The sequence below is a fragment of the Vibrio scophthalmi genome (genome assembly GCF_040869025.1).
GTDB classification, from domain to species: Bacteria; Pseudomonadota; Gammaproteobacteria; order Enterobacterales; family Vibrionaceae; genus Vibrio; species Vibrio scophthalmi.
This window is the reverse complement of record NZ_CP134271.1, coordinates 2669649-2683213: the sequence shown is the minus strand read 5'-3', so window position 1 is coordinate 2683213 and position 13565 is coordinate 2669649. Positions and strand designations below refer to the sequence as shown.

Genomic DNA, 13565 nt, shown 5'->3' with positions numbered 1-13565 from the left:
AGAAGCTAGATGACCCGTTCAGAACAAAAACGGCTTGCTATCATTGAAGCCGCAAAAGAAGAGTTCATTCAAAATGGGTTTTCAGCCGCGAACATGAACAATGTCTCCGCTGCAGCAGAAGTTTCTAAACGGACTTTATATCGCCACTTCGAAAGCAAAGAACTGTTATTTGAAGAAGTTCTGGTTGATATTCAAGAAAATATCGTGCGCAATGTCGATTATCCATTTGATGAAAACGCACCACTCGAAGAGCAGTTAAGGCTTGTGACATTACGTGAAATTGATGTGATGTATAACACTTATGGTATCGCTCTATCACGTACCATTGTGATGGAATTTTTCCGCCAGCCTGATCTAGCCAAAAGCATTACCCAGCGCCTCTATCGTACTCGCGCAGTCAGCGCCTGGTTTAGCAAAGCACTCGCAAGCGGCAAGCTGGTCGCCGACGATGAACAAACCATTACCAGTGTTTATGTTAGCGTGTTCCAAGGACTGCTTTTTTGGCCTCAAGTTCTCGATATTCTTCCTCGCCCTGAAGCCGAGGAACTGGAACATAAGGTATCAACCATCGTGACCACCATTGTGCGAGCCTTTGCCCCTTAATCAAATGGCTTATTTGTCGCTTATCTAACACTCGAAACTAGCCATGCTGCACAACTAAAAAAGCCCCAAATTTTGGGGCTTTTACTTATAGATTAAATCTCGTTTTTAATCGCTACTTTTTCACCGCTAGATAGCGCTTCACTACTGATATTTTTCCATAAAATAGATCACGTTATTCGAGCCAGCCGATACCCCAAATGTTGCGAGAGCCTCAGGGGCTTGCCAGTAATCCACTTGGCGACGACACTCGCTTGACGCAGATGTCGATGCATCATCAATTAACCAACAATAACCGAGCCATTTTTCAGCGCCGCCACTAAAGGTTAATGGCACGCGAGCGTACCCCGGCGCATTGCCGCCGATATGCGTGGTCACTTGGCCATTACTGATGCTATTTGTCTCCATTGATCCCGCCATGATGACTGGGGCCGCTTGTCCATCTTTGGCTGGAGAGGTTTTTATGTGCTCCATCGTCGGTAAGTTGGCAATACCGCTTTGGCCAATCTGAGACCATTGATCCCACTCATTATTGATAAATCGGCTACCTTGCCAATATTCTGCACGTATCGCCATCGGTAATAACTGATCAATCGGGCCTGACGCGTTATTAACCACTAGGCGACCAAATCGAACATCGACAGATTCACCAAGCGGAATAGTTTCACCACTGAGATCGGTGTCCATATCGCTATTTTGGTAAATGGGAATCGTACGTCCCGCCACATTGCTAGACACTGACGCCTGCAATGCCACATCACTCAACGGCTGCTTACATCCCACATCTCGATAAAACATCGCGGTGTAATCTTTTAGCTGCCACTGGCCCTGACTCCATGACTGAGCGAAATCAAGTGGCTGATTATCCTCATCAACCAACAGTTGTTGATTGCAGCTTGGCATTGCTAAGTTACCGTAATCAAATTTCATACTCGCAAGCAGTGGCTTCTCAGCAGCACTTAGTACACTCGCGTCATAAAAACTCAAATCACGATGATTGGCACTTTTTGCACTAAGCGAAAATGCGAGAGCCACATCCGGCTTACCGAAATATGTCCACGGTTCACCATCGTGCGTCATGGGCACTGAGAATTGACTCGATAGCAACATATAGTCAGGATAAAAATATCCGACTTGGTCGTAATTATCCAACGCGTCACTGGTTTGCTGCGTATCGAGGAAACTGGTTAATCCTGTTTGCCCTGCATAGCGGTCTACCGCCCAATGAGTACTTATCGACCCAACGTTGTCATATTCAAAACGGTTGGTTAATAGCCCGTTGGTAAAAACGCGATTCAATCCATTCGGTGCACTTAATAGTGGTGCGTTGCTCGTTTGGCTCAAGGGCACCACAACACCGCTATCAAACCCTGTTTTACCACTGGCTAGCGAAGCATTGAAATTACGGGTAATCGTGCCATCTTTTGCTACCGCCGCAACCTCAACCATAAAAGGAGTGCCAGCCGAGACAAAAGGCTGCTGAATACCCCTATTTTCCAGTTTGCTCTCGTTAGCACTGTAATTACGTTTTACCACCAGCGCATAAGGATTAACGCTCAAGCTTATATCCGCCGATTTTGGCAACCCTTCTGCTAACTGGTAATCCGCTTCAATATTCAAGCTACCTGATTCTGTGTAGCTTGCTGGCAACACTTCACTCACGCCATTGGAGAACGAAACCGTGCGCTTTTCACCTTTGGCATTGAGCGTTTTACCTTGCATAGACATTTCACCCAGAACAGGCTCAAGGCCTTGGTTATAGCGCCATGTAAATGTTTTATCCCCTTGGTAGTCGGTATCAATCGCGCAACTGGTTTGATCTTCTAGAGCGACTTTACGAGCCAGTTGCAGAGAAAATTCTTGTCCGGCTTTATAATATTGAGGCGCTTGATATGGCACGATCTTAAAGCCCGTTTTACTAAATTGCGCCGAATCTTTATCAAAACCAACATCTTTAGCGCTAGCTTTTAATGTGACCGGACCTAATTCAGAATCGGTCGCGACCCAAATTGAACGATTCAAACTGCCATTCTTGTTGAACAATATTGTTTTGCTGTTACCTGAACATCGAGGATGCGAAGCGGCATCTGCACGGCCAAATGGCGATGCGTCAAACCAGCAGCCACTCGGTGGATTTTCAAAGCTGACATCAACATTGAGATCTTGTGATAACACGCCGCCTTCCACGTCGAGAAGAATACGATATTCCGCCACTTCACAGGTCAGTGGTGAACCGGGCGCGGTCACCTTGATACCTTTAATTGGGTTACCAATCGCAAAACTGATGTCTTCAACTTCACCCGAAGGCGCTTCCCCATAAGGGCTGGAGACAGCACGATCGGCGTAGCGAACACGTAAATAACCTCGAGCTCCAGCATTAAGGGGCACATCTATGCCCTTATTCAAATTGACGCTGTGCCATTGGGTATCATTACCCCAGTTAACCCATGCCGTCGCTTGTCCGCCACCGCGCTTATCAAGCGAAATCGCATAACTTCGCAGTGGCAGCAGTGCTCCGTTCGGCAAACTTATTTCGCTGCCGCTGGTTTTGTCACGAATGATCACACCATCATCGGAAAAATCGGAATCAGCATAGCCATCATGACCCGGGCCTATATCCGCCGACCAGTGATGACCCAGCTTAAGTAATTCACTTGAACCTAAGTGGCGCGCAGGGTTACCGCCTTCAAGCACTTCAGGCACATCACCGTAATCGGCATGAATCGCACAACCACCCGCATCGTTACTGGTCGTCGACTCTTCCACACCTTGTAGCTCAAAACGAATTTCTTGTTTTGCAATATCAATCGAATACAGTGCCGTCGTTGGCGTCTCTCGCTCTGCTGAATCGAGTCGGCCATTTTGGTTAAGATCATGCAAACCGCCATTCGTCATCGCAAAGACAATGCCGCCTTTGTTGATACCAACACCACCAGAAGCTAACTTACCGCTACGATCTTTTATTGGCCATTGCGGATTGTTTACCGATAAACTGGAATTGAGCACTAACGTCAACGGTAAGCGAGAATAGCTGCCCGCTTTTTCACGCGCAGAGATATCGACAATAGCGATTCGATACAGTGACTTGAGGTCCCCCGATAACCCATACACGTAACGGCTGTCGCCGAACTGCGGATTAAACGCAAAATCGGCGCTCCATGGCGTACCTTCTCCCTGTGGAATATCAAGTTGAATGGTATCAAACACACCCGTCTTCAAATCGATACGAACTAAGCTACGCCATACTCCGCGGCCAATCACTAAGTAGCGCCCATCCAGACTGACATCACCGGAATTGGCACGAGATAGTTTTTTCGTGCCATTGTTAGCACTCTTTTGCGTATTAAAGATTTCATCAGCACGGAATGTATAGCGATGCCCCTCTTTATCAAGGATAGTCACACCATCATGTGCCGCACGCAACGGCACTAAATGATGAAACTCAGCAGCCGGATTACGACTTTGGTCTGCAACAAATAAGTGCACTTCACAGCCAGATCGACTACCAGATGTACAACCATAACGGCGATCAGAGCCCACTCCGTAGGTTAAACCATCAATGGGATTTTGCCCTACCACCTTAATTTCATCAGTCGCAAGTGCGGGGTTAATGCTTTCAATCGCTAATTGCCCGCCACTAGCGACCCATTTTGCGTATTGATAACGGCCACGACCTTGTGGATCTTTAACCTGAATAAATCCATCGCAGCGACCCGGTTGTGGCAAGAGATCATCATTTATGAAATAGACCAGGTGATCTTCTACCTCACCATTTCGACGGCGAGAAGAGGAATCTTGTGACAACACTAAGCGTAAGAATGAAGAGTCTTGCGTGGTCCATTTATTTGGGTTGATACCGTTCCAAGTCAAAGTCACGTTTTGCGCGCCATGTTTTGATTGAATCGTATGCGGCGTGGCGCGCTCTTTGTCTTCCATCACCCCATCGCGATTGAAATCAATCCATGCATCAAGTTTGGCGGCTTTCCCAGTGCTGTTGATCACTTTCAAGTCTGCTATTTCTACCTGATGTTGCTTTTTAAGTATTACAGGGCTAGCAAAGGTACGTTCATCGTTAAAGCCCGTTTGATCATCGCCACTAGCAGACTCAGAGATCTGAGCCGCTAATTCGGTATCAGGCGCTTCTTCACCGATATAAAGGTTCGGCACGACTTCATAACGAGTTTGATTTAATTGACCATAACGACCGGGTAAATCACCATAGTCATAGCCAATTTCACAACCAAATTTAGCGTTATCTAAGATATTCCCCGACGATGCCACCGTAGGATAATTAGATCGAAACGCAATACGTGTAACGTACTGACCAGCAGGTACTGTATAAACGCCGGTATATTTAACCCAACGATCTTGACCATCAATCACACGGTCTTCAACCAACTGGCTATTTGGGCTACCAAACAACAGCGAAATCTGGTCATTTTTGCCATCGTTAGGCACTGTGCGGTTAGAGTAATCAAATGACCAACGAATTTTATCACCCGGTTTCGTCACAATATCTTGGTACATCATGGTTGGGTTATAAACGTTCATTTCCGCCACATTAAGACTGCCATCAGACGAAGGTTGCTTCACATAATAGTCATAACGATTAAACTCAATATTGCTCCGGCGCGGTTCGACTGGAAAATAGTCTTGTGGATTGAGTGTCGGATCAAGTTGCTCAATCGACCAACCGGCAACCGAACTTTCTGGTGTATCCCAGCCATTATGTTCTTTCTCAATGAAGAAGTGTTCAAATGAGCCGTTTTGCAGCCCGGCTTCACAGCCTGCAACTTCGAGTGAAGGCGCTGCAATCCAAACACGGTAATCTTCTACCTCACCATCAAGGGCGACACCCGTTGGTTGTGCCACAGCGTTTTGATCGGTCGAGTAACGAATACGCAGCCAACTCTCACCATGTACGTCGTAAGGCGAAAGATAAAGCCCATTAATCACGTTTTCACCGGCGTTAACTGGATAACGGTCAAGTAGCATTTCTGACACTGGACGAGTATTGCGCTCAAATCCTTGCCAACTGCCATCTTGGTTTTTATCTAACCACACCGAGATATAACCAGCCTTCGATGCATTAACCGAAATTTGGTTGTCGACACGTTGCTCACGTCCATCACGATCCAGATAGCCCGTCATAAGAACCGGCATCGCTGCGTTGCTTAATTCGCTGTTATTTGGATTGATTTTTACGCCATCATCTTCTTGATCTGCACTCGCATAACGTGACGGCTGGCCCTCTTTCTCTTCATCCACATGAAATGCGCACTCACTAGCCCCAACGGGTAACAAACACGTATTGGCTTTCACGCGATGTCTGGCGCCATTATCGGCTTTAAGTACTGGAAAACGAGCCTTGCCCCAACCGGTATGCAAATCTTGGTTCGGCGCATCACCGTAATCATAACGACCATCGTCTTCACTGGTGATCACTTGACCCATTTCAGAGGTATTACCGCACTTATCAATCGCGATTGAGGTAATTGGATCACCGGCAGCAAAGCGAGAATGGTCTAAATTACAACCCGCGATAGCGCCTTGGGAATTTAACCGACAAGAGCCTATAAACGCAGTACCTTCAATGGTCGAATCACTTACTTGACCATCAGCTTTATACAGTTCTACCGAAACATCACTGATGGTTTGGCGACACACCGCACTCCCGTCACCAATGTTTCTAAGTGTCACCGTGCCAGATGCGGTGCCATCAAGGTTTACGGCTTGCAACATTGGGTAATCAATCCCGTTATTACTGGCACCTGCAGACCAGTCATAAAGCCCATTATTGCGTGTAATTTGCCCAGCATGCTCGACCGAGCGTAAGTCAATCGCTAACCCGCGGGTATTAGAAAAAGTGTTCTGGCTTATGAGGTTCTTATTGCCGTAGTAAACACGTACCGCTGAAACGTGCCAACGAAATAGGCTGTCCGATTGGTGATCATCACCGGTGTCATAAAACGCATTTCCAGTTACTTGATTTTCTGAGGAATACTCTAAGAAAACGGCGGCCGCCTCTTCCTGATTGGCCTCTTTGTTTACCGTGTCGTTAAACATATTGCGTGAAATGATGTTCTCATCACTGCGTACCAACTTAACACCGGAATCGCGGGTATGATTGAAACTGTTATCGGTAACTTCGACCTCTTCACTATGATCAAGATAAACCGCATCATCAAAATAATTCCAGTTCATTCCTGCAATCCGAAGCTCTTCACTGTTGGTGATTTTTATCCCGTAATCACCTTGTTGAGGTTTGTTTCGACGGTTATTGAGTGTAAGTGGTCGCCCACTTCCTAAACGAACACGAGCATCAACATAAGTGTCTTCGGTATCGTAAATTTCCAGTGGTGATTGCAGAACGATGTCAGCCAGTTGACGAGTAAAAATCGCATTGTCGACCCCACTTGGGTGCCACTCTTGACGCAGATTTTCTTTCTCTAAGCGGGTAGGATGACGCCCAGTGGTTAAGTAACGCGTATTGAGCAAAAACTGACGCAATGAGCCTACGCCGGAGTCGTTATTATTGTTCACCACACTATAGCTAAAACCGATGTTGGCATCGTAAACATTACCACCATTAACGACCACTGTTCGCTGATAGTGATCGCTTACATATGGCCATACCTGAACAGGTAGACACTCATTACAGTCGCCACGCTCAGAATAAATTTGACCATCTTTATCCGCGCCCATCGGGCGAACATAGGGCAACGTTAATATGTACGTTCCATTGGGAATCCGATTAAACCAAAATTGGCCTCGCCAGTCCGTGCGAGCGGTGTAGACTCGATTCTGATTATTGTTGCTGCTCAACCTGACATCGATTGGCGTTCTATCCATCGCCACCATGCCACTAGCTCCGGGGAAAAAGTCACGTGAGTAACCACCAAAATTGTAGTGTTCGAAGACAAAGCCAGAAACTGAATAACCATGAGGATGACGATTACCATTACCTTGATTATGACCATTTTGGGCAGATGCGAATGCGGAGAAAAACAGCGTCAACATCAATAAAAATAGCTTTTTACTCACGGTCTAACCTCTACTTCAAACTTACGGCTCACTCGATACGCCTGCTCAGAACATATGGCGGTAGAGGTAACTATCGTCGCCTCACCATTAGGGGTACAACTCGCCTCAAAACGGCAACTTGGAAATGCTTCTATCTGGTATGAAGGCAAACATGATGCTTTTTTCGTTCCCGCGACGGGGGTAATTTCATACACCAACCTTTCTACCAATGAGCGAGCGCCCCAGTAAGCACGGGTACTAAGCACTTCATAAGTGTTGGCTTGGTTAGATTGTTTGGTTAACTGAAACAACTGCGCGGCAAAGAAGGTGGCGATCACTATCACAAACAAAATCACCAAAAGCGCACTGCCTTGCTGTCGTTTATTGACCATTGAGGATTTGTGCATTTTGCATAAACTCCACTGTTTCTGTGCCTTGATTAACCTTCAACGAAAACTTCATACTCGCGGTGCTCGAATAGGTACCATTAAAGCCGAGAGAAAAAACAGGTTGGCTCCCACTCAACTGCTTGGCAAAGGGCGTCCACTCTTCTGTGTTGACCACACCTTGTCCTGCCTCTTTCAAGGGATAGTTGGGGTAATAACGCATTTGCTGCGCTGTTGCGCACATTTGTCGTGCAAAGGGCTGATAGACAAATAGTCGATTTGAAGGGGTTAACGGCCTTCTCAACATACTTTCATCAACGGTTAAAGACTGATTCCCTACCGACTTTAAAGTGTAAATTTGGTTATCTACGTTCGCTCCAAGATATAGTTCTTGTGATTTTCTCGGATAGATACTGACTAAACAGGGCTGCTTAGCATCAATAAAACACTTCGCGAGCAACGACGCTCGAATAGGATGAGTGAGAGGAATGACCGTTTCAGTGTGCTGAACACTAAGATCTAACTGGTCAGGCAAAAACTCACCCACATAAAGCATGGGGATATATTCAATGCACTCACCTTCACCGAGTATTCTTGGACTCATCGGCACCGAATTGGGCAATTCACGACCAAAACGGGCAAGAAGAAAACGCGCCTCTTCTAATGCTGATAAGCGGTATTTTGAGTCCATATACAAGGTGGAACTAATAACGCCATAATTGATCAGTCCAATACTAATGATGCCAATAATGACCATGCTCACCACCATCTCAATCAGCGTAAAGCCGAAGCTTGGGCGTGTTTGTTTCGTCGTTAACATCGGGGCAATCGTCTGTTTCAGCATTAATAATTACTCCGAAACGCATTAAACGTCAGCGCTTGTCCATCTTGACCGCGTTGAATCGTCAAAGTAACTATTTTGGTCGGCGTGGGAGCACTTCCAAGCGGTAGAGCTTGAAATTGGTCATTTGCATAACGAACCGCTATTGTGACCAAAAAGCCTTGATACGCACCATCAATGTTTAACCCAAACTCGCTAATGGGCATAGCGACACCATGGGTATCGTAATCATCAAAATCATCACGAAGGTTATTCATATCATTGCTGTCTATTCCTACCTCACTAGAGCAGGCAAGAGAATCACTACCACATCGCTCAATATGCTGAATATTGACCTCGTCAAATTCACGCGAATACATCTCTTGTAGCAGCCAAGTAGCAAGTTGTGATGCTCGTTGTTGAGTTAAAGCATCGGCACTTTGCACCGCCGCAGGGGCCAGCAACGAGGAAAAGGCAATCATCAAAAATCCTGCCAAGCAAATCGCGATGACATTCTCAATTAGACTAAACCCGTGCTGATGGGAACGGTGATGACTCTTTAGTGAACAAAGGGGGTTATGAGCAACCATCAACGTATCCTTCTCGGTAGACGATGATTTGCTTACTGGCTTCTCGCGGTGATGAAAGCTCTATTAACGCTTGGTTGTTACTGCTATGAGCGGCACTAACAAAGCGGCCCATGGTATCAAACGAGAATTGTTGTGGTGAAAAGCGAACCCCACGCTGAAGATCTTTCTCACTGATCGCAACCAATCGACTGCAAAATGAACCACTACAGTTTGGACTATCGTTGAGATCAAGGCTCGCATTATGCCAAGTCAATTCAGTGGGTGTGACGATGATTTGATAAGCAGAGCTACTCGCAACATCATTCATCGCTAGGGTTTGCACGCGGCGCACCGCCGACTTCGCCACATGGCAATAGCTTGGTAAGGTAAAACCCGAGATAGACGGAAACCTCGTGTAGGCCACGGCTCCTAGAATTGAGAGGATAATGATGGTCACCACCAGCTCAACAAGAGTAAAGCCAGTGTAATTTCGAGATTTAAGCAGCATAAGCAATAAAAAAGTCAGCAAACTATTTAATTTTTATCACTTTATTCTAACGCTATTTATGTTTTGTTACACAAGTAATTTGGACGCAAATCACACTTTACTGCATGTATTGCATCATTTAAGTGAAAACTTAGATTTATCGATGATTATCTCGCCAATTCAGCCCAATTAACTCACAGAACAACAACAAACGTATAAATGTAATTTCATATATTAGCTCGTGCCGCTTAAATTGCGAATATTTGCTATATCGGCGAAGATCAGCATCTAATCACTGCAAAAAATGCTGTCGAAATAAACCTACTTTAAACCTGAAAAACTTGAGCTCAATTGCGGATTGAGCACGAGAAATTGATTTTATCGCCACTGACAATAAAAGTTTGATCCTACAGATGCATCCGCCCGTGAGGAGATTCCAAATCTAATTGCGGCCCTTGCGGCACAATTTGAGTGGGATTAATACTGGTATGGCTAAAATAATAATGGCGCTTGATGTGGTAAAAGTCTGTCGTCTGCGCGATCCCCTCTACCTGATAGAGCTCTTTAAGGTAGCCATTTAGATTCGGATAGTCTTGGATGCGCTGCTTATTGCATTTGAAATGACCAACATAGACCGCATCGAAACGAATCAATGTGGTGAACAAACGCCAATCCGCTTCGGTTATTTGGTTACCCGCAAGGTAACGATGCGTTTCAAGATGGCGATCAACTCGATCAAGCGCCTCAAACAACTGCTGATACGCTTCTTCATAAGCCTCTTGGGTAGTCGCAAAACCACACCGATACACGCCATTATTAATGGCCGGATAAATATAGTCATTCCACTCATCAATTACGCTACGTAGATGCTGCGGATAGTAATCATCCACATTACCAGTAAGGCGATCAAACTCGCGGTTAAACATGCGGATGATCTCTGATGACTCATTACTCACAATCGTTTGGGTTTTCTTATCCCATAAGACGGGCACCGTCACTCTGCCCGTGTAATCGGCCTTCGCTTGGGTGTAAATTTGATGCAGCCGGGTATGACCAAATAAGGGTTCAGGCAAGCCCATTTGCCAGCCTTCACTGAGCATATCAGGGCAGACAACCGTCACATCGATGTGTGGCTCTAGCCCTTTCAGCATTCGTAAGATAAGCGTGCGGTGAGCCCAAGGGCAAGCAAGGGAAACATAAAGATGGTAGCGACCGGATTCTGGTTGAAACTTGGCTTGTGGGTTGTCCTGCACCCAATCACGAAAACCCGCGTCTTCACGGACAAACTTGCCGCCATTATTTTTGGTGTCATACCAGGTATCGTGCCAAACGCCGTTAACCAATTGTCCCATTTTATTCGCTCCTTAATCGTATTCACTATTAATCAGTATAATCAGCGAATCACGATAGATAAGCGGAAGAAATTGCCGAAGATGGTCAGTTTTTTCAAATGAAGCTAGGACAAATAAATCGTTAGGTCCTCAGGTAAAAAAACGCCCACTTAAAGTGGGCGATTATCATGCATTCCGTATTCAGAACTGACTTACGCTGGAGAGTTCATATAACCATCTAATACTGCGACTGTATTATGGCCAAGGTCATCCACCGCATAACCACCTTCAAATACAAACAAGGTTGGCAATTGCAACTGGCCTAATTGACGACCAATTTCAGCATAGTTATCGCGATTTAGTTTGAAGTAACTGATTGGATCGTGCTCGTAGGTATCCATACCCAAAGAGATCACCAAAGCATCCGCGCCAAACTGTTGGATTTTTTCCAACGCGGTTTGTAATGCTGGGCCATACAACGTCCAGTCGGTTTTACCTTGTGGTAACGGCAGATTGAGGTTATAGCCTTCACCTGCCCCTTCTCCCACTTCATCAGCAAAGCCAATATAGTGCGGGTAATCGTAGTCAGGGTCGCCATGAATCGACACAAACAACACATCATCACGTTCGTAGAAGATGCTTTGCGTACCATTACCATGATGGTAATCAACGTCCAAAATCGCGACTTTCCCTTTGCCTTGACGACGCAGTGATTCAGCAGCAATCGCAGCATTGTTGATGTAGCAGTAACCGCCCATTAAATCAGGCGCTGCATGGTGACCCGGTGGGCGGCACAGTGCGAATACTGCTTGCTCACCTTGCATGATCAAATCAGCAGCGGTTAAAGCACAATCTGTTGCAGACTGAATCGCTTCCCAACTGGTTTTGGTGATCGCAGCCGTCATGTCGAAACTGTAATAGCCCAACTTTCCTTCGATATCTTTCGGGATACGATGGCGCAAATGACGTGGGCTAATAAAACAATAAGGCGAAGCATCGTGTTCGCTACCAAAACGCGCTTCCCACTCTGACCAAGCCGATTGCAGGAACTCAACATAATCAGCGGTATGAACCCACTGCATTGGTTCGGTGCCATAACTATTAGGCGCAATCACACTAAAACCACCATGCTGATCAATCGCGTTTAGCACCATGTCAGCACGTTCAGGTTTTTCAAAGCACGCGGTTGGTTCACCGGAAAGAAACTCATACTTCACTCGGTGTAAACGCTGCTTCTCGCTGTAAATAACTTTCACTACTTTTTGAGCTCCATCCAGTAACGCTCATAAGATCCTACTGCGTCACCGACACTACCAAGAAATTGGCCTTTTTGTTTAACGTCCGCTGGCGGGAAAATGATTTCGCTATCGCGAATTTCTGTCGGCAAATGTGCCAGCGCCTGTAAATTTGGCACAGCATAACCGATCTCTTTTACCACCGTCGCCTGATTTTCTGGCTCAAGTAAGAAGTTAATGAAAGCGTAAGCCGCTTCTTTATTCTGTGCTTTTTCTGGAATCACGATGTTGTCCATCCAGAAAATCGCCCCTTCGCGTGGGTAAACAAAGCGAATCGCTGGATTTTCTTGCTGGGCGCGGTAAGCCGTACCGTTCCACTGCATACCAACATTCACTTCACCGGTGATCAGTGGCACGTGTGGTGCATCAGAGTTAAACACCATAACGTTAGGTTTTAAGCTGGTTAAGCGCTCATACGCTTGTTGCAATTCATCGGCATCTTGGGAGTTCACGCTATGACCGCCTAAGATCAATGCCATGCCCATTACATCACGCACATCATCCGTAAGCAGCAGTTGGCCTGCGTACTCACTGTTCCACAAATCAGCCCAGCCAGTCAGTTGACTACCGTCGACCACTTCAGAATTATAACCGATGGCAGTACTGCCCCACATATAAGGCAAAGAGTAGTTGTTCTGTGGATCAAAGCTTTGATTCATGATGCTTGAATCTAGCTGTGCGAAAGTGTCGATTTTCGATTTATCAATACGATGCAATAGTCCATCGTTCGCCAGTTTGGATACATAGTAGGTCGATGGCACTACGATGTCGTAACCTTCACCATCGATAAGCTTAAGCTTAGCGTACATGGTTTCGTTACTTTCAAACGTAGCGTAATTAACTTTAATACCGGTTTCTTTTGTGAAATCTTCAATGATCGATTGAGGAAGATACTCAGACCAGTTGTAGATATTAAGAGTGGTAGCGGACCAAACAGGAGAAGAAGAAAGAAGGCCGACTAGGGCCGAAGCAACAAGAGTATTTTTCATTTACGTTAACATGCTATCAATGTGTCATAACGCGATATTGCGCGCGCGGATTAAATAGCAGTCTA

At 45.9% G+C, this 13565-nt stretch carries 9 protein-coding genes; 1 reads left to right on the top strand and 8 read right to left on the bottom strand.

Going from position 1 to position 13565, the window contains the following annotated elements; translation table 11 throughout:
- Positions 1-9: 9 nt before the first annotated feature.
- A complete protein-coding gene (locus RJD38_RS12315; protein WP_005594683.1) occupies positions 10-603 on the top strand; it encodes a TetR/AcrR family transcriptional regulator in 594 nt (197 codons plus the stop codon).
- Between the two features lie 141 nt (positions 604-744).
- Here the strand turns inward: RJD38_RS12315 and RJD38_RS12310 are convergent, their stop codons facing one another.
- From RJD38_RS12310 to RJD38_RS12275, 8 genes are all read right to left on the bottom strand, one after another.
- Positions 745-7644, bottom strand: a complete 6900-nt coding sequence (locus RJD38_RS12310) for a DUF6701 domain-containing protein (protein WP_065545451.1) — start codon at positions 7642-7644, stop codon at positions 745-747.
- On the bottom strand, positions 7641-8015 hold the full coding sequence (locus tag RJD38_RS12305) for an MSHA biogenesis protein MshP (RefSeq protein WP_367971336.1): 375 nt from the start codon (positions 8013-8015) through the stop codon (positions 7641-7643). The genes RJD38_RS12310 and RJD38_RS12305 overlap by 4 nt, the downstream gene beginning before the upstream one ends.
- Positions 8005-8853 carry a prepilin-type N-terminal cleavage/methylation domain-containing protein gene (locus tag RJD38_RS12300; protein WP_065545452.1) on the bottom strand — a complete coding sequence of 283 codons (849 nt, stop codon included), beginning with the start codon at positions 8851-8853 and terminating at the stop codon, positions 8005-8007. The genes RJD38_RS12305 and RJD38_RS12300 overlap by 11 nt, the downstream gene beginning before the upstream one ends.
- A complete protein-coding gene (locus tag RJD38_RS12295; protein WP_231893127.1) occupies positions 8853-9311 on the bottom strand; it encodes a pili assembly chaperone in 459 nt (152 codons plus the stop codon). The genes RJD38_RS12300 and RJD38_RS12295 overlap by 1 nt, the downstream gene beginning before the upstream one ends.
- A 94-nt stretch (positions 9312-9405) precedes the next feature.
- Positions 9406-9906, bottom strand: a complete 501-nt coding sequence (locus tag RJD38_RS12290; protein ID WP_231893128.1) for a pilus assembly FimT family protein — start codon at positions 9904-9906, stop codon at positions 9406-9408.
- 386 nt (positions 9907-10292) lie between these two features.
- Positions 10293-11237: a glutathione S-transferase family protein gene (locus RJD38_RS12285; protein ID WP_065545454.1), complete on the bottom strand. Its 945-nt coding sequence runs from the start codon at positions 11235-11237 to the stop codon at positions 10293-10295.
- 191 nt (positions 11238-11428) lie between these two features.
- Positions 11429-12472 carry a histone deacetylase family protein gene (locus RJD38_RS12280; RefSeq protein WP_005596062.1) on the bottom strand — a complete coding sequence of 348 codons (1044 nt, stop codon included), beginning with the start codon at positions 12470-12472 and terminating at the stop codon, positions 11429-11431.
- On the bottom strand, positions 12472-13500 hold the full coding sequence (locus RJD38_RS12275; protein ID WP_065545455.1) for an ABC transporter substrate-binding protein: 1029 nt from the start codon (positions 13498-13500) through the stop codon (positions 12472-12474). The genes RJD38_RS12280 and RJD38_RS12275 overlap by 1 nt, the downstream gene beginning before the upstream one ends.
- Positions 13501-13565 lie beyond the last annotated feature (65 nt).